General features: G+C 70.5%; 23 protein-coding genes. 11 read left to right on the forward strand and 12 right to left on the reverse strand.

Annotated features, from left to right (window positions below; translation table 11 throughout):
• Positions 1 to 4: 4 nt before the first annotated feature.
• Together ACGFYP_RS33185 and ACGFYP_RS33190 are read left to right on the forward strand one after the other, a co-directional pair.
• Positions 5 to 367, forward strand: a complete 363-nt coding sequence (locus ACGFYP_RS33185) for a PLD nuclease N-terminal domain-containing protein (RefSeq protein WP_393501588.1) — start codon at positions 5 to 7, stop codon at positions 365 to 367.
• Positions 368 to 390: 23 nt separating this feature from the next.
• Positions 391 to 1,275, forward strand: a complete 885-nt coding sequence (locus tag ACGFYP_RS33190) for a LysR family transcriptional regulator (protein WP_393501680.1) — start codon at positions 391 to 393, stop codon at positions 1,273 to 1,275.
• Here the strand turns inward: ACGFYP_RS33190 and ACGFYP_RS33195 are convergent.
• Positions 1,178 to 2,107: a DMT family transporter gene (locus tag ACGFYP_RS33195; RefSeq protein WP_393501590.1), complete on the reverse strand. Its 930-nt coding sequence runs from the start codon at positions 2,105 to 2,107 to the stop codon at positions 1,178 to 1,180. The two genes, ACGFYP_RS33190 and ACGFYP_RS33195, sit on opposite strands and share 98 nt — an antisense overlap.
• A gap of 351 nt (positions 2,108 to 2,458) precedes the next feature.
• A complete protein-coding gene (locus tag ACGFYP_RS33200) occupies positions 2,459 to 3,223 on the reverse strand; it encodes a helix-turn-helix domain-containing protein (RefSeq protein ID WP_393501592.1) in 765 nt (254 codons plus the stop codon).
• 119 nt (positions 3,224 to 3,342) lie between these two features.
• Between ACGFYP_RS33200 and ACGFYP_RS33205 the strand changes: the two genes are divergently transcribed.
• From ACGFYP_RS33205 to ACGFYP_RS33215, 3 genes are all read left to right on the forward strand, one after another.
• Complete coding sequence (locus tag ACGFYP_RS33205; RefSeq protein WP_393501594.1) at positions 3,343 to 3,516, forward strand: hypothetical protein; 174 nt, start codon at positions 3,343 to 3,345, stop codon at positions 3,514 to 3,516.
• The gene (locus tag ACGFYP_RS33210; protein WP_393501596.1) at positions 3,513 to 3,983 is read left to right on the forward strand and encodes a glycine-rich domain-containing protein; all 471 of its coding nucleotides are present in this window, start codon (positions 3,513 to 3,515) and stop codon (positions 3,981 to 3,983) included. The genes ACGFYP_RS33205 and ACGFYP_RS33210 overlap by 4 nt, the downstream gene beginning before the upstream one ends.
• A gap of 70 nt (positions 3,984 to 4,053) precedes the next feature.
• The gene (locus tag ACGFYP_RS33215) at positions 4,054 to 4,725 is read left to right on the forward strand and encodes a class I SAM-dependent methyltransferase (RefSeq protein WP_393501598.1); all 672 of its coding nucleotides are present in this window, start codon (positions 4,054 to 4,056) and stop codon (positions 4,723 to 4,725) included.
• Here ACGFYP_RS33215 and ACGFYP_RS33220 read toward each other — a convergent pair.
• On the reverse strand, positions 4,712 to 5,029 hold the full coding sequence (locus tag ACGFYP_RS33220) for a hypothetical protein (RefSeq protein ID WP_393501600.1): 318 nt from the start codon (positions 5,027 to 5,029) through the stop codon (positions 4,712 to 4,714). The genes ACGFYP_RS33215 and ACGFYP_RS33220 overlap by 14 nt on opposite strands.
• A gap of 23 nt (positions 5,030 to 5,052) precedes the next feature.
• Positions 5,053 to 5,346, reverse strand: coding sequence for a hypothetical protein (locus ACGFYP_RS33225; RefSeq protein ID WP_393501602.1), 294 nt, complete (start codon positions 5,344 to 5,346; stop codon positions 5,053 to 5,055).
• Between the two features lie 163 nt (positions 5,347 to 5,509).
• On the opposite strand from ACGFYP_RS33225, the gene ACGFYP_RS33230 reads away from it, so the two are divergent.
• From ACGFYP_RS33230 to ACGFYP_RS33250, 5 genes are all read left to right on the forward strand, one after another.
• Positions 5,510 to 5,749 carry a winged helix-turn-helix domain-containing protein gene (locus tag ACGFYP_RS33230; protein ID WP_361964599.1) on the forward strand — a complete coding sequence of 80 codons (240 nt, stop codon included), beginning with the start codon at positions 5,510 to 5,512 and terminating at the stop codon, positions 5,747 to 5,749.
• Between the two features lie 38 nt (positions 5,750 to 5,787).
• Entirely contained in the window at positions 5,788 to 6,240 is a 453-nt protein-coding gene (locus ACGFYP_RS33235) for a nucleoside deaminase (RefSeq protein ID WP_393501605.1), read from the forward strand.
• The gene (locus tag ACGFYP_RS33240; protein WP_393501607.1) at positions 6,233 to 7,153 is read left to right on the forward strand and encodes an isopenicillin N synthase family dioxygenase; all 921 of its coding nucleotides are present in this window, start codon (positions 6,233 to 6,235) and stop codon (positions 7,151 to 7,153) included. Before ACGFYP_RS33235 ends, ACGFYP_RS33240 begins: the two co-directional genes overlap by 8 nt.
• 89 nt (positions 7,154 to 7,242) lie before the next feature.
• Positions 7,243 to 9,303 carry a hypothetical protein gene (locus tag ACGFYP_RS33245; protein WP_393501609.1) on the forward strand — a complete coding sequence of 687 codons (2,061 nt, stop codon included), beginning with the start codon at positions 7,243 to 7,245 and terminating at the stop codon, positions 9,301 to 9,303.
• A 4-nt stretch (positions 9,304 to 9,307) separates the two neighbouring features.
• Positions 9,308 to 10,846, forward strand: a complete 1,539-nt coding sequence (locus tag ACGFYP_RS33250) for an ABC transporter substrate-binding protein (protein ID WP_393501611.1) — start codon at positions 9,308 to 9,310, stop codon at positions 10,844 to 10,846.
• Positions 10,847 to 10,855: 9 nt separating this feature from the next.
• Here ACGFYP_RS33250 and ACGFYP_RS33255 read toward each other — a convergent pair whose 3' ends face one another.
• From ACGFYP_RS33255 to hemL, 8 genes are all read right to left on the reverse strand, one after another.
• Positions 10,856 to 11,383, reverse strand: coding sequence for an SRPBCC domain-containing protein (locus ACGFYP_RS33255; protein ID WP_393501613.1), 528 nt, complete (start codon positions 11,381 to 11,383; stop codon positions 10,856 to 10,858).
• 77 nt (positions 11,384 to 11,460) lie between these two features.
• A complete protein-coding gene (gene ccsB, locus ACGFYP_RS33260) occupies positions 11,461 to 12,549 on the reverse strand; it encodes a c-type cytochrome biogenesis protein CcsB (protein ID WP_393501682.1) in 1,089 nt (362 codons plus the stop codon).
• 11 nt (positions 12,550 to 12,560) lie between these two features.
• A complete protein-coding gene (locus tag ACGFYP_RS33265; RefSeq protein WP_393501616.1) occupies positions 12,561 to 14,315 on the reverse strand; it encodes a cytochrome c biogenesis protein ResB in 1,755 nt (584 codons plus the stop codon).
• A gap of 3 nt (positions 14,316 to 14,318) precedes the next feature.
• Complete coding sequence (locus ACGFYP_RS33270; RefSeq protein WP_393501618.1) at positions 14,319 to 15,056, reverse strand: cytochrome c biogenesis CcdA family protein; 738 nt, start codon at positions 15,054 to 15,056, stop codon at positions 14,319 to 14,321.
• Between the two features lie 4 nt (positions 15,057 to 15,060).
• Complete coding sequence (locus ACGFYP_RS33275; protein WP_361964616.1) at positions 15,061 to 15,666, reverse strand: TlpA disulfide reductase family protein; 606 nt, start codon at positions 15,664 to 15,666, stop codon at positions 15,061 to 15,063.
• 118 nt (positions 15,667 to 15,784) lie between these two features.
• Positions 15,785 to 17,035 (reverse strand): hypothetical protein, encoded by a 1,251-nt coding sequence (locus ACGFYP_RS33280; protein ID WP_393501621.1) that lies wholly within the window; start codon positions 17,033 to 17,035, stop codon positions 15,785 to 15,787.
• A 320-nt stretch (positions 17,036 to 17,355) separates the two neighbouring features.
• A complete protein-coding gene (locus ACGFYP_RS33285; protein ID WP_361964620.1) occupies positions 17,356 to 18,063 on the reverse strand; it encodes a histidine phosphatase family protein in 708 nt (235 codons plus the stop codon).
• Positions 18,060 to 19,367 (reverse strand): glutamate-1-semialdehyde 2,1-aminomutase, encoded by a 1,308-nt coding sequence (gene hemL, locus ACGFYP_RS33290; protein WP_361964622.1) that lies wholly within the window; start codon positions 19,365 to 19,367, stop codon positions 18,060 to 18,062. Before hemL ends, ACGFYP_RS33285 begins: the two co-directional genes overlap by 4 nt.
• A gap of 257 nt (positions 19,368 to 19,624) precedes the next feature.
• Here hemL and ACGFYP_RS33295 point away from each other — a divergent pair, with 257 nt between their 5' ends.
• A complete protein-coding gene (locus ACGFYP_RS33295; protein ID WP_393501624.1) occupies positions 19,625 to 20,218 on the forward strand; it encodes a hypothetical protein in 594 nt (197 codons plus the stop codon).
• The last annotated feature ends 45 nt before the right edge of the window (positions 20,219 to 20,263 follow it).

Genomic DNA, 20,263 nt, shown 5'->3' on the forward strand with positions numbered 1-20,263 from the left:
CCACATGCTCAGGGCGCTGATGTTCATCCTGCCGCTGGCGCTGACGATCTACGCCTGCATCGACTGCGTCACCACGCCCGATGACGAGACCAAGCACCTGCCCAAGCTCGCCTGGGTCGTCCTGATCCTGCTCTTCCCGATCGCCGCCGCGCTCGTCTGGTTCGTCGCGGGCAAGCAGCGGCGCGCCGCGTACGGCACGGGCAGGGGCGGCGCCTCGAACCGCTGGGTCGCCCCGGACGACAACCCCGAGTTCCTGAAGTCCCTGCGCGAGGACGAGCAGAAGGACGCACCGCGGACGGACGAGAAGCGGGACGAGAACCGGGACGAGCACCGGGACGAGCAGGACCGCGACGACAAGGACCAGTGATGGGACCGGTGACGGGACCGGTGATGGAGCTCCGGCTCCTGGTCACCTTCGAGAAGGTCGCCACCGTCCTCTCCTTCACCCGCGCCGCCACCGAACTGCGGTACGCCCAGTCCAGCGTGACCAGCCAGATCCGCGCCCTGGAGGCCTCGCTCGGCGTGGAGCTCTTCGAGCGGCTCGGCAGCCGTATCCGGCTCACGCAGGCGGGCGAGCGCCTCGTCCCGTACGCCCGCCGGATCATCGAGCTGACGGAGGAGGCGCGGGCCGCGGTCGTGGAGACCGCGGAACCGGCGGGACCGATCGCCATCGGCACGATGGAGTCGCTGACCTCCTACCGGCTGCCGCCCCTGCTGGAGCTCTTCCACCACCGCTACCCCGAGGTCCGGCTGACGCTGCGCCCCACGCTCGGCGACGAGACCCGGCAGGCACTGCGCCAGGGGACGTACGACATCGGCTTCCTGATGGAGCCGGAGACGGAACACGCGGGCCTGGAGGCGGAAGTCCTGGCGGAGGAACCCCTGACCCTGGTGGCCTCCCCGCGTCACCCCTTGGCGGGGCGTACGGGGCTGACTCCGGCGGACCTGGCGGCGACGCAGCTGATGGGGACCGAGCCGGGCTGCCCGTACCGCGACCTGTTCGAGGAGGCGCTGAGCGAGTGGGCGCCGCCGTTCATGGAGTTCGGCACGTTGGAGGCGACCAAGCGGGGCGTGGCGGGCGGCCTGGGCATCGCCCTGGTGCCCAGGATCACGGTGGCTGAGGAACTGTCGTCCGGAGTCCTGACCGAACTGGACTGGAAGGTGCCCTTCACGCTCTTCACGCAGATCGCGTGGCGGCGGGGGAAGCGGCTTCCGGCTCATGTGCGGCTGTTCGTGGAGCAGGCGCGCCGGCTGGTGTCCGAGCAGCGAGCGTGACCTTCAGGCTCGCGAGGACGATCAGCGGGACGCCGAGCGCCTGGACGAGCCCGATGTGGTGCCCGTAGACCGCCCAGTCGGCGACCATCGCGACGGCGGGGTAGGTGAAGGCGAGCACGGCGATCTTGGCGGTGGGCAGCTTCTGGTAGGCGGCGTACATGAGGACGTACATCAGCCCGGTGTGAATGAGCCCGAGCCCGACGAGCCACCCCCACCCGGCGCCGAGTTGGGCGGTCTCCCTCAGCTCGACGAAGGGCACGAGCAACGGCAGCCCGACGAGAACCTGCACGAGGGCGATCAGATGCGGCCGAACGCCGCTGACGCGCTTGGTGACGATCGTGGAGAGCGCGTAGAGCACGGCGGCGGCAAGCGCGAGCCCGAGCCCCTTGAGGGAGGCGGTGTCCCCGGGCCGTATGCCGGACACGAGCACGAGCCCGACGAAGGCCACCCCGAGCCAGCCGAACTTGGCGGCGCTGATCCGCTCGCGGAAGAGCACGGCGCCGAACACCACCAGGAAGAACGGCTGTGTGTGGTAGACGACGGTGGCGAAGGAGATCGAGGTCGCTTCGTACGCCTCGAAGAGCAACACCCAGTTGAAGACGATGAACACCCCACCGAGCGCGGCCAGCCCCACCTTCCTGACCGTGAACCCGTGCCCGCGGAAGTACCCCCTGACGAGGCTGTACAGCCCGAGCGCGAGGGCCCCGAAGAGGCACCGGAAGAACACCACGTTCAGGGGCGAAGCTCCGGACTCCACGACGAAGATGCCGAGGGTGCCGGAGAGCACCATGGCGAGGGTCAGTTCGAGCGTTCCTCGGGTCTCGTTTCTCATGCCGCCGACGCTACGGACGGTGCCGGTGGCGGGTCCACGAGCCACTGGGGCGTTGTGCCGATGGGGCCATCGGCTCCGCCGATGGGGCCCGTTCCGCCGCCCGCGCGGCGGGCAGCGGAACGGGAGGGATCAGTTGTCGGACCGGGCCGGTGGTCCCCGCCTCCTCAGCCGATCGGCGGCAACGACCGCGCGCCCTCCGAACCACCACCCCGCAGGCCGCCGTCCCACCGTCCGACGGCCACGACGGAGTCCGGCAAGGGCCTGAGAATGGTGGTGCGGGCTCCGCACGCGCCAGCTCCCGCCGGAGTGCCTGCTTCCCCTTCCAGCCTTGGCGTCGTACGCGTGCCGTACCTAGTCCGGGGCGCGGCCGTATTTCTGAAGCGTCGCCTTCGACGTCGAGGTGTCGACGAGTCTCAGCTCCCACGGCCCGGTATTGACGTCGAAGTCCTTTCCGAAGCCGACCCACTTGCCCACCATGCGCCGACCGGTCGGTTCCACGAGCATCTGGATCGCGCCGTGGTAGCGGGCACCCTGGTAGTAGCCGTCGGTGGCGGTCTGCTCGGTCCAGGAGCCGGTGACCACGTTGCGGTCGATGGTCAGGTCCAGGGTGAGCGGGCTGTCCGGGTTGCTGGAGGCTCCAGGAAGACTCTGGCCGGTCAGGCGGGCGCCGTGCTGGAGCAGTACGACGTAGTGCTTGGCCTCGAACGTCTCGTCGCGCGAGGAGCTGAAGAACTCGTACCGTGACAGCCAGATGCCCGAGTAGTTCATGCCGTCCGGTGGCGGTTGGGTGGCAGTGGCCGCCTGAATACCTGCGGGGCCGAGGTCCATGTCGTGGCCTCCTGAGGAATCGGGATGGACGCGTGCCCGCGGCACGGGCAGGGCGAAGCCCAGGGCTTCGACGGGACGCCCCGTGACGTGTTCCAGGGCGCGGGCGTACACGGGGCGCGGAGCGCGGCTGATGCCGGATTCCCAGCGCTGGACGAGACGCTTACTCGCTTCGTTGGGTTCGCCCAGCTCCTCACCGGCCGCGCGGAGCGCCTTTGCTAAGTCATCCTGGCTCATGCGCAGGCCGATCCGCACGGCCCGCAGAACATCGTTCGTCGCGGCAGTCGTCATGGCTTCGACGCTAGCCCCAACAGCAGTCAAATGACACCGATTTGACGCCTACGAGTGACACCCGAATGACGCCTTGTCTGCCGCCGCGATGACCTGGCCCCGTGCGGACGATGGATGCCATGCCGATCCGCATCGACGCCTACCTGGTCAGAGCTGACGGGACCCGCACGGAGCCCCGAACCCTGTACGAGGGCGAGGGCGGAGCACCGCTGGTGACCAGCGTGATGCCGGTCTGCACCTGCCCGCGCTGCCACCCGCAGCGCTCCGCCGAGAAGAAAGGGACATTCAGGTGAACATCGCGCTTGAGCATCCCCCGATCCACTACACCGAGCCCCGCACCCTCCTGCCCCGGGAGGTGTGGCAGGCCCTGACCGCCGACGTGATCAAGGCGCACCCTGGCACGGGCCGGGTGCTGGCAAAGCGGATCATCGGTCAGACCGTCGCGTTCCTGATCGCGGGGACGATGACCGACCGGCCCCTGTCCCCGTCCGAGTACGTCGACTGGGGCTGGCACGCGTTCCTGCTGCGCACCCAGGCGTACCAGGAGTTCTGCGAGCGGCACGCGGGCCGGTTCGTCCACCATCACCCGGGCGTCCCTGACGCGGCCGAGACAGGGGGCCCCGAAGTGGCCCGGAACCGCACGGTGGCCGCCATCCGTGCGGCAGGCTTCGACCTGGACCAGGGGCTGTGGCCGAACGCCGCCGAATGCACGCAGTGCCACTCGGGCTGCACGGACAGCCCGGTGGGCGGCAAGAAGTAGACACGGCGACACCGCCCGTCCCCCGGCCCTCGGGTCGGCGGGCGGGCTCTCCGCGTAGGAAGGGACGAGGGTGCGCGAACAGGACGCCGGTGCATGGGACGTGTGGGGCGCGGCCAGGCCCGGACGCGGGGAGAGGAACGCGGCCGGGGCCGCGACGTGGTTCAACTGGACGCAGTGGCCCGACCACGGGCCCGACGAGAGGCTCCTCGGGGACCTCGCCGGCGGGCGGGTCCTCGACCTCGGCTGCGGCAGCGGCGGAAACCTTGCCCACCTGGTCGCGCTGGGGGCCGAGGCGGTCGGCGTGGACATCTCGCCCGTCCAGGTCGCCAAGGCGCGTGAACGCTGGCCGCACCTGGACGTGAGGCAGCAGACGGCCGAGGAGTTCCTCACCGCAGGCACGGCCGAGTTCGCCGCCGTCTACTCGGTCTTCGGCGCCGCGTGGTTCACCGATCCCGCCGAGCTGTTGCCCCTGGTCCATGCGCGCCTTGCGCATGGCGGCGTCTACGCGTTCTCCCACAACCCCCCGGCGCTGGAAGGCTGCTACGGACCGCAGGCGTCCCAGATGCAAGCACCGGAGAAGGGGGCGGAGCCCCTGTACGTGAAGCGGTGGGACCACGAGCCCGGCCGCTGGGCGGAGCTCCTCCAGCAGGCCGGGTTCACGGGCGTGACGGCTGAGGTGGTCGCGCCCCCGGACGGGAGGCGAACGGGGACTCTGCTCGTCCGAGGCGTCAGGGCGCGGTAGGGGGCGCCGGATGGCAGGGGCACCCGCACACGAGGTGGCGGACTTCCCGCACGCCCGTCTCGCGGGGGACCCCGTCCCGGCAGCGGTCGTGGCGGCCGACGACGCAGCGGGGTGACCGGAACTCCGGCTCGGGCTCGGCCGCGAGGGCGCGGGTCAGGAGGGACACGGTCACCGCGTCGGCGATCTCCGGCGTCACCCACCAGCCGTCACCGGCACGGTCCCGGTGCGGACCGTCGTGCCCCACGTCCAGCACGCAGACCGAGCCGCCCCACACCGGCCGGACGACCTCCGCGACGGCGAACACGGACCGCCGGACCCCACAGCGGCTCATCGGACGCCCCCGGCGTGGATGTTCCGCTGGTCGACGTCCACCCCGACCGTGGCCAGCCACAAAGTCCGCCGCCGCCTGCGCTGTACGTACGGCCGCTCCAGCCGCGACTGGGCGCCGTCGAGGAGCATCGCCTGCTCCCGTGCGTACGGAGACCGGCGGGTGGGGGCGCGGTGCCGCGGCGCGGTGGCCGGTGGCACCGGGCGGGTGACCGGGCGGGGGCGGTGCCTGCCGGTGGGTGGCAGGGTCAGGATCAGCAGCCAGATCAGTACGCGCGCGATAGGGTTCCGCACGTCATCAACTCCTGTAGCAGTTGGTGGCCATGCCCCGGGGCCGTTCCAGCGGCCGCCGGGGCTTTGCGTTCGCGCTCACCGTAGTGCGTGATGCACAGTGATGCATCACGATGTAGCTAGAGCCATCCCAACGTGTATTTGTATGACTATCTACTGTTGGCCTATGAGCAGCCTTGATCCCAAGTCGGCACGCCCCCTGTACATGCAGCTGGCCGACGTGATCGCAGCGAAGATCGCCTCCGGGGAGTTCGCCCCCGACCGGATGATCCCCACGCCCGGCCGTCTCTCCGAGGAATACGGCATCGCCGTGCTGACCGCCCGCCGGGCCATGCGGGAACTCCGCGAGCGCGGACTGATCGTCACCGTCCCCGGTAAAGGTTCGTACGTCCTGCCCTCCGACTGAGGCGTGATCTCCCGGCTCCGCCGGGGAAGGCTCCCCCCGTGGACCAAGAACAGGCACACCGGTGGCTGGCCACCGCCCTGACCGAAGCCCGGGCCGGGCTCGCCGAAGGTGGCATTCCGGTCGGCGCCGCCCTCTACGCCGCCGACGGCACCCTCCTCGGGCGTGGGCGGAATCGGCGGGTGCAGGACGGGGATCCTTCGCTGCACGCGGAGACCGCCGCCTTTCGGGCGGCCGGGCGGCAGCGGTCGTATCGGGGGACGACGATGGTCACGACCCTCTCGCCGTGCTGGTACTGCTCCGGGCTCGTCCGGCAGTTCGGGATCTCGCGGGTGGTCGTCGGGGAGGCGGAGACCTTTCACGGCGGGCACGACTGGCTGGCCGAGCACGGGGTCGAGGTCGTCGTGCTCGACGATGCCGAATGCGTCGCGCTCATGCGGGAGTTCGTCGACCGACACCCCGCTCTCTGGAACGAGGACATCGGGCATGAGTGAAGCAACCCCCACGGCCGGCCTTCCCACCATCGACCTGCGGCGCGACCCCGCCCCCCAGCTGCCCGCCGTCGACCGGGCCCTGCGCGAGGCCGGGTTCCTGCTGGTCGGCGGGCACGGGGTCGATCCCGGGCTGCGGGCCGAGATCCGGGACGTCGCCCGCCGCTTCTTCCACCTCCCCGCCACCGCCAAAGAGCCGTATGCCGTGCGGGTCGGCGGGCGCGGGTGGCTCGGGCCCGGCGCGGAGGCCAACGGGTACGCGGAGGGGACCGTCACCCCGCCCGACCTCAAGGAGTCGCTGTCCTTCGCGGCCGACGAGCCCACCGGCGACCCCGTCGTGGACGCCGAGTGGTTCCTGCCGAACACCTGGCCCGCCGAGGTGCCCGAGTTGAAGCCGCTGGTCGAGACGTACCTCGCACAGATGCAGGCCCTCTCCGACCGCGTGCTCGATCTGCTCGGCGAGGCGCTCGGCGAGGAGCGGGACTTCTTCACCCGGCACACCGGCCACCCCACCTTCGGCTTCAACATCAACTGGTACCCGGGGCGCGAGCGGACCGGCGAGCCGGAGCCGGGGCAGTTCCGGATCGGGCCGCACACCGACTTCGGCACGGTCACGATCCTGGACCGGCAGGCCGGCAAGGGCGGACTGCAGGTGTACACCGATGCCCACGGCTGGCAGGACGCGCCGTACGATCCCGACGCCTTCACCGTCAACATCGGTGATCTGATGGCCGGTTGGACCGGCACCCGCTGGCGCTCCGGCCGCCACCGGGTACTACCGCCGCCCGCCGACGTACCCACCGAGGAGCTGATCTCGCTCGTCTACTTCTACGAGTGCGACCCCGGGACCACCATCCACGGGATCGAGTCCCACTCCTACCTCCGGGGGCAACTCGACGCGATCGCCACGGAGTGAACACGTCCGCGCAACAGAGTCGAAAAGCCTGCCGCTTTCCCAACACTCCGTCGATACCCTGTAGTTGTCTGTGACGGGGGTGACGGGGCGTGGACAGAGAGCTGTACGGACGCGAGGCGGTCTTCCAGGACGCAGGGCTCGCCGCGCGGTTGATCGGCCTGACGCCGTACCGCTACGCGCGCACCCCGTACGAACACGACGACGACCCGCCCGTCACCGTCTTCACCGGCGGCCGGGGCATGGGCAAGACCGCCCTGCTCAAGCAGGTACGCAACGCCTACAAGGCCGCCACCCCGCTCGCCCTGCTCGACTGCGCGCACATCGAACCCCCCGCCGACCACGGCCCCGGCTGGAACGAACTCACCGGCGCGCTCGGCGAACTCGCCGTCCAGCTGTCGCCCCGCGTGCTCGCCGCCAAGCCCGTGCAGTTCCCCCGGCTCTCGCTCGGCCTCGTCGCCGTCGCCTCCATCAGCTGGTCCCAGGAGGACGACGAGCGGGCCAGGCGCGACCTGCAACGCCTCGGACCGGTCCTCTCCACCGTCGACGCCGCCAAGGGCGCCGCGGCGAACTGGGTCACCAAGGTCCTCACCAAACTCGCCGCCAAATTCGCCGAGGCCACCGCCCCCATGGCCGGACTCCTCGCCGAGGCCACCGTCGAGACGGTCCTCGAAGAGGTCTTCGGCCGCTTCCAGCAGAAGGCCGAGAGCTGGTACGGGACCTACCGCAACGCGGGCGGGCGCGGAAAGGCCGGGCTCCAGCAGCTCGCGATGGACTTCGCGCAGGGAGGCGGCCGCCGCCGCGAGGCCGAGGACTTCCTCGTCGGCGCGCTCATCGAGGACCTGGTCCGCGCCTTCACCGGGCTCGCCAACCGGGGCGCCCGCAGGGGCCGCCCGGTCCTGCTCCTCGACAACGCCCACGAGCCGCTCGGCCGGCGCCTGATCGAACCGATCCTGCGGGCCCGCGCCGACGGCCGCCGCGACCGGGTCGTCGTCATCGCCACCTCCCGCGTCCGCGACCACGACGGCATCCGCCACGCGACCCGCGTGCGGCTGCCCGAGACCGCGCACCGCGCGCCCTGCCCGCGCGGGCAGGACGTCACCTCCGGCATCCTCGCCGTCGAACTGTCCCCGCTCTCGCCCGCCCAGACCCGGAGCGCCTTCGACCGCTTCGACCCGGCGGGCCGCACCCCCGCCGAACTGGCCCGCGCCGTCCACCGGCTGACCGGCGGCCGGCCCCTCGGCGTCGTCCTCCTCGGCCGCGCGGCCGGCGAGGCACCCACCGACCGGAAGCCCTCGCTGACCCCCGGCGCGCTCCTCGACCTCACGGTGGAGCTGCGCGAGGACAGCGCGCCCGTACCGGTCGCCCCCACCCTGCTCGAAGAGCTCCTGCCACGCCTGCGCCACGACGCCTTCGCCGTCCTCGCCGCCGCCCACGACGAGGACTCGGCCCGGATGCTCGCCAGGACCAGGCTGCGCGGCGAGTCCCTCGACGGCGACATGGCCCTGCGCGTCCGGGACCTGCTGCGCGCCGAGGACTGGCCCGAGGGCCCCGAGCACTTCGTCGCCGACCCGCTGCTGCGCGCCCTGCTCCTGCACCGGCTGCGCTTCGAGGACGGCGAGGAGTACGCGACCTGGCGGGCCGTCCACGAGACCCTGCACCGGCACTACGCCCCCGGGCCCGTCCCGTACCGGCTGCACCAGGAGCTTGTGCTCGGGCGCACCGAGGACGCGGTGACCCATCTGCGCGTCACGTTCCCCGAGCCGGACGTCCTCGGCTGGCTCGACCGGCTCCGGTTCATCGCCTCGGCGCCGTACCCGCGCGACCGGCACGGACCCGGGCGGCCCGACCCGCGTCGGGCGACCGCGCTCGGCCAGGTCACGGGCGACCCGCTGCCCGCCACGTTCGACGCCGAGACCGTCGAACTCCACCTCTGTCTGCGGCGGTTGCTGCACGCCGTATGGCTGCTCACCGATCCGCTCGCGCTGCCCGACGAGGAGGTGACCGGCAAGCTGACGCACGAACTGCGCCAGCTCTCCGGCCGCCACCGGACGGGGAACAGTCCGCTGTGGGACGCGGCCACCCACTGGCCGAGGGACATCCGCGCCTGGCGGCGGCTCTCGCTCCCGCCCGGCTCGGAGAACGGAGTCTGAGGCCATGGTCAGCCGGCTGCGCGCCCGCTTCTGGTACACCGCCCGTCAGAAGGTCCTCACGACCGTGGTCGCCGTTGCCGTCCTCGGCTCCGTCGGCGGGTACGCCGTGGACCGCGCCCTGACCCCGGAGGACCGTTCCTGCGCCCCGGGCGTGGAGCGGCCCGAGGGCAGCACCGAGTGCGTCGGCGTCAACGGCGACGGCCACGACTTCGGCGTCCCGACGCTGGCCGGGATCGCCGGTCTCATCCGCGACGAGAACCGCGGCCTGAAGTCCGGCGAGTACGCGACGGTCGCCCTGCTGCTGCCGCTGACCTCCCCGGACAGCGGCATGCGGGAGAAGGTCCTGTACGAGATCCAGGGCGCGTACGCCCGCCAGTACCGGGCCAACCACGAGTCGAACAGCGAGACCCCGAAGATCCGGCTCGTCCTCGCCAACACCGGTAAGGCCAACGCCCATTGGCGTACGACGGTGGACCGGCTGAAGACGATGACCGGCGGGGAGGACCGACTGCGGGCGGTCTCCGGGGTGGCCACCTCCTCCACCGAGATACGGCAGGCGGTGGCGGAGCTGACCGGCGCGGGCATCGCGGTCGTCGGCACCACCATCACCGCCGACGACATAGCCAACGGCCCGGGCGCGGGCAAGAACCGGTTCCCCGGCCTCGCCCGCGTCTCCCCCACCAACAGCGACGAGGCCAGGGCGCTGGCCCACTTCGGCAAGGTCGAGGCGGCGAAGGCGCTGCTGGTCCAGGACACCCGGACCGGCGACCACTACACGGACACGCTGAAGCAGGCGTTCTCGGCCTCCCTCAAGGGCGCGCCGTACGAACCGCAGCTCTTCACCTCGCCGCCGGACCCGACGGAGGAGGGCACCACCGCGAACACCTTCCGCCAGATCACCCACCTGATCTGCGACACGAGGGCGGAGACGGTGTTCTTCGCGGGCCGCCACACCCAGCTGCGGCAGTTCATCAACGCGCTCGGCGCGCGGGGCTGCGCGGAGCGGCCGTTCACGATCCTGACCGGCGACGAGGGCTCGTACCTGGGCGCGGACAGCAAGCTCAACCGGGCCGCGCTCAAGGCGAAGCTGACCGTCCGCTACGCCGCCCTTGCCCACCCGGACGCCTGGACGGCCGCCTCGGGCCGCAAGGTCCCGGCGACGGGCGGCTCGACGGCCGCGTACGGAACGTTCCTCGCGGACATCGCCCGCGCGTCGAAGAAGCCGATCCCGCTCACGGACGGCCAGGCGATCGTGGCGTACGACGCGATGGCGACGGCGGTCCACGCGATCCGCCAGGCGACCCCGCAGGGCGCCCAGTTCCCCGAGCTCGCGGACGTGGTCACCCAGTGGCCCCAGGTGAAGGGGTCCCTGCGCGTCGACGGCGCGAGCGGCTGGATCTGCCTGGACAACTTCGGCAACCCCTTCAACAAGGCGGTCCCGATCGTGGAACTGACGGAGGACGGCACGCAGAAGTTCGTCCAGACCGCCTGGCCGGAGGGCAGGCCCCCGACCAAGGACTGCCTGCCGCCGCGGAGGCCCTAGGGGCAGCCCCTACGGCTGCCACTTGGGCCAGGGGGCGTCCTCCCGTACGTACAGGTCGCGCAGGTGCTGCCACCGGTCGGGGGTCCACTCCCGCCAGTCCGTGGGGCGGCCCTCCAGCGCCGCCGCGAGCCGCTCGAAGTGCTCGTGCCACCCCGCCATGGCGTCCAGCCTCTCCTCCCGCGTCCCACGGACCTCGTTGGTGAAACGCAGCACGGTCGCCCCGCCGCTCCCGGCCGGTTCCAGATGGAACCGGATCCGGCCGTGCGGCGGGCCGACCGTGTACTCGGCGACGTACTCCGGGTCCCAGGCCGTCACCGTGCCCGAGACCTCCGTGTCGCCGTTCAGCCAGCGCAGCGTCACCGCTCCGCCGAGCCGCGGCTCCAGCGGATCCGCCGCGCAGAGCCACTGCGGAAGGCCCTCCGGCGTCGCGACGGCCGCCCAGACCCGCACCATCGGGTGGGGCAGGTCGATCACGTACCGCAGGTGATGCAGGTTGCCGTCGTGGGTCTCGCACCTGCCCCGAGGTATCTCGCTCATACCTCAAGCGTCGCGCCGGGGCAGGCGCCGTGCCAGCTCAGACCGGCTCGGAGCGGCCCAGGACGCCTCGGAGCGGCTCAGACGCCCGCGTACGAGTGCTTGCTGCTCACGAAGATGTTGACGCCGTAGTAGTTGAAGAGGAAGCAGCCGAAGGCGATGAGCGCGATGTACGCGGCCTTGCGGCCCTTCCAGCCGGCCGTGGCGCGCGCGTGCAGGTACGCCGCGTAACCGACCCAGGTGATGAAGGACCAGACCTCCTTGGCGTCCCAGCCCCAGTAGCGGCCCCACGCGTCGCCGGCCCAGATCGCGCCCGCGATGATCGTGAAGGTCCACAGCGGGAAGATCGCCGCGTTGATCCGGTACGAGAACTTGTCCAGGGAGGCCGCCGACGGCAGCCGCTCCAGGACGGAGCGGGCGAAGGAGCCCGGGTTGCCGCCGGTCGCGAGCTTGTTCTCGTAGGAGTCGCGGAAGAGGTAGAGCAGGGTGGCGACCGCGCCCAGGTAGAACACGGCGCCGCAGAAGATCGCGGTGGAGACGTGGATCCACAGCCAGTACGAGTCGAGCGCGGGCACCAGCTGGTCGCTGTCGGTGTACAGCCACGTCGTGGCCAGGCCCAGGTCGAGCAGGACGGTCGTCACCAGCGGCAGACCGATCCAGCGGACGTTCTTCTTCGCCACCAGGAAGCCGAGGTACGCGCCGACCGCGACCGTGGAGAAGGTGGTGGAGAACTCGTACATGTTGCCCCAGGGGGCGCGCTGCACGGAGATCGCGCGGGTGACCACGCCCGCCGCCTCGACGAGGAAGGCGAGCGCGGTGAGCGAGACGGCGATACGGCCGTACAGATCGCCCTTGACCGTGCCGCCGGCCGCGCCGGGGCCGTCGGGCACGTCGCGGACGCCCGCGCCGGACCGGGTGACGACCGTGGGCTTGTCGAGGACGGCGGTGGATCCGGCGGCCGTCTTCACCTGGACGGTGACGGCTGGGGCCGCGGCCTCCGATGCCTGCTGGGTCAGCGCGGCGGCCGTACGGCCGACCTTGCTGCGGCTGCCGAAGACCCACTCGGCGATGTGCGCCAGGAAGGCCAGCGTGTAGACGGCCATCGAGGAGTAGATGAGCGTGTTGCTCATCTGCGCCAGGCTCTCGTTGGTCTCGGCGGCGAGACTCACGGCGGCGAGATTCACTTCTCAGCCCCTTCGGCTTCTGCGGTGGCAGGTTCTGCTGTGGCAGGTTCGGGCGCGGTCGGCGCCTGTGCGTTGAGCGTGACCGCGAGTTCGGCCAGCTCCTCCGGGAGCTTGGCGGACTCGCTCCGGCCAAGACCCGCCATCTCGACGACGGTCACGCCGTCCTTCCCTCGTACGGCCCGGACCCAGACCCGGCGGCGCTGGATGAAGAGCGAGCCGGTCAGGCCCGCGATCGCGGAGATCGCGCCCGCGAGGGCGAGACCGTTGCCCGGCTGCTGGGAGATCTGGAAGCTCGCCCACTCCTTGATGTCCTTCTCGAAGGTGATCGAGCCGGCACCGTCGGGCAGGGTCATCGTCTCGCCGGGCAGCATCCGCTGCGCGACGCCGGTCCCCGTCTCGACCTTGAACTGCTTCATCTTGGAGGTGTCGAGCTGGTACACGTTCTGCGGCAGCCCCGAGTTGACGCGCAGGTCGCCGTGGTAGCCGGTGAGGGCCATGACGGGGAAGTCGAGCGCCGGGAACTGGGAGAACATGTCGCCCTTGCCGGCGCCCGCGAACGTCGGCACGAAGAAGGCCTGGAAGCCCAGCTGCTCCTTCTTGCCGTTCTTGTCGCGGTAGCCGTCCATCACCTTGATCGCGCCGGTCGAGGTGATGTTGTTGTCGAACGGCAGCAGCGGGACGGCGCCGTGGAAGACGACCTTGCCGCGGCCGTCCTTGACGGTGACGACGGGCGCGTACCCGTGGGCGATCAGATAGACCTTGGAGTCGCGGACCTTCAGCGGCTCGTTGACCCGGATGACGGCCTTCTTGTCCTTCCCGCCCGCCTCGGAGTACGTGACGGCGGCCTCGAAGGTGCGCGGGGTGCCGCGCTGCGGGCCGCTCTTCTCGTACGTACCGGTGAAGCTGTCCAGCGTGAAGCCGAACGGGGCGAGGTCGTCGCTGCTGTAGAGGGAGCCGGACTTGAAGTCGTCGTACTGCGTGAGCGTGTTGGAGAAGCCGTCGCCCTCGACGATCAGCTTGCCGCCCTCGGACTTGAAGAGCTGGCCCCAGGCGAAGGCCACCAGCATCACGATGAGCGCGATGTGGAAGAGCAGGTTCCCCGCCTCGCGGAGGTAGCCCTTCTCGGCGGAGACGGCGTCCTTGACGACGTGCGCGCGGAACCGGCGGCCCTTGAGCATCGCGAGCGCGGCCTCACGGACCTGCTCGGGCTCGGCCTCGGTCCGCCAGGTCGTGTACGCGGGCAGCCGGGTCAGGCGGCCGGGGGCGCCGGGCGGGCGGCCGCGGAGCTGGCCGATGAACTGCCAGCTGCGCGGGACGATGCAGCCGATGAGGGAGACGAACAGCAGTATGTAGATCGCGGAGAACCACACCGAGCTGTAGACGTCGAAGAGCTGGAGCTTCTCGTAGATCGGCGTGAGCGTCGGGTGGGCCTTCTGGAAGGTCTGCACCTTGAGCTCGTCCGCGCTGGTCTGCGGGATGAGCGAGCCGGGGATCGCGCCGAGGGAGAGCAGGAAGAGCAGGATCAGCGCCACCCGCATGGAGGTGAGCTGGCGCCAGAACCAGCGGATCCAGCCGATGACCCCGAGGGTGGGTCCGCCGACGGCGGCCTCCTCCTGCGGGGCCGTGGAGAGCTGGGAGCCCGCCGCGGTCAGCTCGTCGCGCGCTTCGGCCTCTTTCAGGCCGGTGTTGCTCAGGCCGGTGTCGGTCTCGGTCTCGGTCGAGCCGGTCTCGTTCGGGCTGGTGTGGGTCATGGGTCAGATCCCCGGGGTGAAGCCGGCAGTCCAGACCTGCATCTCGGACACGATGCGATCCCAGGCTCCGGTGACGAGCAGCAGGCCGGTCGCGATCAGCATGATGCCGCCGATGCGCATGACCCAGACATAATGCCGCTTCACCCAGCCGAAGGCGCCAAGGGCCCGGCGGAAGGCGATCGCGGTGAGGATGAACGGCAGGCCGAGGCCCAGGCAGTAGGCCACGGTGAGGACGGCTCCGCGTCCGGCGCTGGCCTCGTTGGAGGCGAGCGCGAGGACGGCGGCGAGGGTCGGGCCGATGCAGGGGACCCAGCCGACGCCGAACAGCACGCCCAGCATGGGCGCGCCGAGGAGCCCCGTCACGGGCCGCTTGTGGAAGCGGAACTCGCGGCGGGTGATCGAGGGCATCGCGCCCATGAAGAAGAGGCCGAGCAGGATGGTCAGGGCGCCGAGGACCTTGGAGATGACCTCGCGGTGTTCCTGCAGGGTGTTGCCGAAGCCGCCGAAGAGGGCGCCGCCGGAGACGAACACGGCGGTGAAGCCCAGGACGAAGAGCGCGGCCCCGCCCGCCATCCGGCCGCGCTTGGCCTCGGCCAGGTCGGTGCCGGTGACGCCGGTCACGTAGCTGAGGTAGCCGGGGACGAGCGGCAGGACGCACGGGGAGAAGAAGGAGACCAGGCCGCCGAGCACGGCGATGGGCAGGGCGAGCAGGAGGGCCCCGCTGAAGACCGTCTCGTTCACCGGATCACTTCTCCGCGAGAAGCGGCTCGATCATCGAGCGGAGCTTCTTCTCGTCGAGAGCCATGAGGGCGCGGGCGGCGACCTTGCCGTCCTTGTCGAGGACGACGGTGGACGGAATGGCCTGGAGGTTGAGCGTGCCCTTGGGGAATCCGTTGAGGATCACCTTGCCGGCCGGGTCGTACAGGCTCGGGTAGGGGACCTTGTAGTCCTCTTCGAAGGTGATCGCCTGCTGCTTGTTGAAATCGCGGGTGTTCAGTCCGACGAATTCGACGCCCTTGCCCTTGAGGTCGTTCGCGACCTTGGCAAAGTGCGAGGCCTCGGCGCGGCAGGGGCCGCACCACGATCCCCAGGCGTTGAGGACGACGACCTTGCCCTTGAGGTCGGCGACGTCGAGCTTCTCGCCTTCGAGGGTCTCGCCCGCGATCTGGTTGGGCGCCGTGCGCTCGCCCTTGGCGACGGTGGAGATACCGCCCGTGTTGGTCACGAAGTTGGTTCCGCCGCCGCCGCCCGACTTGCCGTTGGAGTCCGAGCTGCAGGCCGACAGAGCGAGGGCGGCCGACAGGGCTCCGACGGCGAGCAGGGTGCGTCGAGGGGCACGGCTAAGGCTCATGTGAAAAGTTTCGCATGGGCGTTTGGGGGATCTTGGGCGCCCCCCTGGGTGCCCGTAAAGCCCCTTGTCAAGGGGGCTTAAGGGACGTACGGGCCGTAAGCGGTCTTCCGTCCTCGACCTAGACGGTCTTGAGGAAGGTGCTCCAGCCGCCGGTCGGCGTCTGGCCCACCTCCAGCGTGCGGAGCTTGGCGAGGATCTTGGGGTCCTGCACGTCCAGCCAGTCCACGAACTGGCGGAAGGAGACGAGCCGGACGTCCTTCTTGCCCGCCATGCCCTTCAGCGACTCCTCGACGGCGTCCATGTAGATGCCGCCGTTCCACTGCTCGAAGTGGTTGCCGATGAAGAAGGGCGCGCGGTTGGACTCGTAGGCGCGCTTGAACCCGGCGAGGTACGCCTCGGTGGCCTGCTTGCGCCAGCCCGGGTAGCGCGCGGGCACGCCCTTGGTGGTGTTCTTCGACTGGTTGGCGAGGATGTTGTAGTCCATGGACAGGACCTCGAAGGAGTGGCCGGGGAAGGGCACGGCCTGCAGCGGGAGGTCCCAGATGCCCTGGCGCTTGACCGGCCACATCTGGCGGCCGCCGGGCGAGCTGGCGTCGTAGCGCCAGCCGAGGCGCTTGGCGGTGGGCAGCAGGTTGTCCTGGCCGAGGAGGCAGGGAGTGCGGCCGCCGACGAGTTCCTTGCTGTAGTCGAAGGGCAGCGGGTCGAGGTCGGTCCAGCCGCTGTTGGTCTTCCACTCGGTGACGAACTTCATCGCCTGGTCGATCTCGCTCTGCCACTGGGCCGGGGTCCAGTTGCCGACCGAGCCGGAGCCGCCGCAGAAGTGGCCGTTGAAGTGCGTGCCTATCTCGTGGCCGTCGAGCCACGCCTGGCGGACGTTCTTGAGGGTGTCCTTGATGTGGTCGTCGGTGAGGTAGCCGATGTCGGAGGCGCCGACGCGGTTGTTCGGCGGGCGGTACAGGTTCTTCTTGGACTCCGGGAGGAGGTAGACCCCGGAGAGGAAGAAGGTCATCGCGGCGTCGTGGTTCTTGGCCAGTTCCAGGAAGCGGGGGAAGAGGCCGTTGCCGACCTCTCCCGCACCGTCCCAGGAGAAGATCACGAACTGAGGCGGGGTCTGGCCGGGTTCGAGCGGGACGGGGGCGTCGGGCTGGTTCGGCTGCTTTCCGGTGTCGGCGGTGGAACCGTCACCGATGAGTTTCGCCTCTGGACCGGTGGGCTTGGGGGCGCTCGGGGATCCGGAGACGTCACCACCCTTGCCAGGTCCGGTACTTCCCGATTTGTCCGACCCGTTGCCGCTGCATCCGGCGATCCCGATCGCGGCGGCAGCGCCAACGCCCGCCCCGATGAGTCCCCTTCGAGTGATCCCGCGCATGACGTCCCCATTCGCGTTTACGTATGACCGAAAGGTCATCCAAACCGACAATGAGTGAGATGCCGGGAGGAACGCGTAGGTTCCGGGAATTAGCACAAATATTTCAGGGCGACCAGATGACTTCACGTCACCCGATCGCCCTGACGGTGTACCCACAGAACTGGTGCCCGAACGCCCTACACGAAACCTCTACGTGGCGGGGGGCTTAGGGGCGCGGGGGCCCAGGGGGTTTAGGGGCGCGGGGAACTGCGCGACAAGCCACAACGGACCCGCACGACACGCACCGGCCTCCGCAAAACGTCCTGGCCCCCGCAGTAGCGCTACGCGCCGAAGGCCTTCGCCTTCCCCTTGACCGGCTTCGCGCCCGCCAGCAGGTGCGCGGGGACGAGGTCACGCGCCGGCTCGCTGTAGCCGACCGAGACGATCTTGTCGCCCTGGTACGTGAACGAGGTCAGCGAGGCCAGCGTGCACTGCCGACGCCGCGGGTCGTGCCACAGCCGCCGCTTCTCCACGAAGCTCCGCACGATCCAGATCGGCAGCTGGTGGCTGACGCAGACCGCCTCGTGGCCGCGCGCCGCGTCCTTCGCCGCGTCCAGGGCGCCCATCATCCGTACGACCTGCTCGACGTACGGCTCGCCCCAGGACGGCTTGAACGGGTTGGTGAGGTGCTTCCAGTTGCCCGGCTTGCGCAGGGCGCCGTCACCGACGCCGAAGGTCTTGCCCTCGAAGACGTTCCCCGCCTCGATCAGCCGCCCGTCCGTGGCCAGGTCCAGGCCGTGGCTCTTGGCGACCGGCTGGGCCGTCTCCTGCGCCCGCTCCAGCGGGGAGGCCACGACGTGCGTGATGTCCCGGTCGGCCAGGTGCTCGGCGACGCGGTCGGCCATCTGCCGGCCCAGCTCGGAGAGGTGGTAGCCGCCGCGGCGGCCGTAGAGGACGCCGTCGGGGTTGTGCACCTCGCCGTGGCGCACCAGGTGGACGACGGTGATGTCGTCGTTGCCGTCGATACCGGCGATGTCGTCGACGCTCATGCCGTGGCCTCCGCTGCGGCGCGCGCGGCGGCGGGCAGCGCGGCGGCGATCCGCTCGATCGCGCGCTCGTCGTGCGCCGTCGACACGAACCAGGACTCGAACGCGGACGGCGGCAGGTAGACCCCGTCGGCCAGCATCGAGTGGAAGAAGGCGTTGAAGCGGAACGCCTCCTGCTTCTTCGCGTCGTCGTAGTTGCGGACCTCGGTGGACGTGAAGAAGACGGAGAACATGTTGGAGGCGGTCTGCAGCCGGTGCGCGACGCCCTCCTTGCTGAGCGCGTCGGTGACGAGCCCCTGGATCTCCTTCGACACGGCGTCGACCGTGGCGTACGCGGCGTCGTCGAGCAGCCGCAGCTGCGCGAGGCCGGCGGCGGTGGCGATCGGGTTACCGGAGAGGGTGCCCGCCTGGTAGACCGGGCCGGCCGGGGCGAGGTGCCCCATGACGTCGGCGCGGCCGCCGAACGCCGCGGCCGGGAAGCCGCCGCCCATGACCTTGCCGAAGGTCATCAGGTCGGGCTTCACACCGTCGACGCCGTACCAGCCGGCGCGGGAGGTCCGGAAGCCGGTCATGACCTCGTCGGAGATGTACAGCGCGCCGTTCTTCGCGCACGCGTCCTTCAGGCCCTGGTTGAAGCCGGGCAGCGGCGGAACGACGCCCATGTTGCCCGGCGAGGCCTCGGTGATCACACAGGCGATCTCGCCCGGGTACCGGTGGAAGGCCTCGTGCACGGCCTCCAGGTCGTTGTACGGCAGGACGATCGTGTCGCCGGCCTGCGCACCGGTCACCCCGGGCGTGTCGGGCAGGCCGAACGTGGCCACGCCGGAGCCGGCGGCGGCGAGCAGCGCGTCCACGTGCCCGTGGTAGCAGCCGGCGAACTTCACGACCTTCGCCCGGCCGGTGAAGCCGCGGGCGAGCCGGATCGCGGACATCGTGGCCTCCGTACCGGAGGAGACGAGCCGGACCTGCTCGACGGGCTCGATCCGGGCGACGATCTCCTCGGCGAGGGCGACCTCGCCCTCCCCCGGCGTACCGAAGGAGGTGCCGCGGGCGACGGCGGCCTGCACGGCGGCGATCACCTCGGGGTGGGAGTGGCCGAGAATCATCGGCCCCCACGAGCAGACGAGGTCGACATACTCCCTGCCGTCCGCGTCGGTGAGGTACGGGCCGGTACCGGACACCATGAACCGGGGCGTTCCGCCCACGGCTCGGAAGGCGCGCACCGGTGAGTTCACGCCGCCGGGCGTCACGAGGGACGCGCGGTCGAAAAGCGTCTGTGAGACTGGGGCTTCGTATGAATACGGCACTGTGGTCCTGACCTGCGAGTACGGCTGCGAGCACTACGGTAGGGGTGTGAGCACCCTGTGCGTTACGCCGGGGCGTCGATCCTCGGCGTCTGCGAAACTGGGGCGTCATAGGGATGGCTCACGGAATCCATGGTGTCAGAGGGCCGGACGTTCTTGCGGACAGGTGTTTCACCGCGAGAGCGTGGGGGAGGTCACTGTCACGATGATCGGGTTGCGCGGCGGGGGTCGTGTTGCCTAAAAAGCAGTCGGGTGGAGATATGCATCGCGGTGGCGGACTGGGCGAGGGGACGGACGATCTGGGTCCCGAGCCTGCCCGGCGGGGGAAGCACCGGCGACGCCGTACGGAAGAGCCCACGCAATCGACGGGGTCCACAGGGGCCTCGGAACCCACGACGCAGGGCGGGAGTGGCCGGTTGGGGGTGACGTACAAGTACTTCGGTGCGCCCGACGGTGCCACGGCGGCCCGCGTCCCGATCTCGATGCGCCCGGAGGAGCTGGGCGGCGACGAGCTCGGCATGGGCGGCATGTTCACGAAGATCAAGCCCGAGACGATAGCCGCGATGGTCCTCACGGGCATCCAAGGCATGCCCTTGCACAAGGTGCCCCCGCTGGAACTGGTCGTCCTCCATCCCGACTACGCCGTGGTGAAGCTGCCCATGACCGTGGTCGACCCGCTGCGCGGCATCGGCGAGGAGTCGGTCGGCGCGGCGGCCTTCATCTGGTCCACGGTCCCGGACCGCGGCGGCCCGCGGGACGCCTTCAACGTCTACCAGCTGCTGCACGAGTGGCAGGACTTCAGCCACCGCTTGCACGAGGCGGGGCATCAGCCGTACTGCTTGGTGTGGCCGTAGGGGCCTGTCCGGCGAATCACGGCCGGGGCCGCGACGCCTGGCAGC

The sequence above is a fragment of the Streptomyces sp. NPDC048370 genome (assembly GCF_043200825.1).
Classification (GTDB): domain Bacteria; phylum Actinomycetota; class Actinomycetes; order Streptomycetales; family Streptomycetaceae; genus Streptomyces.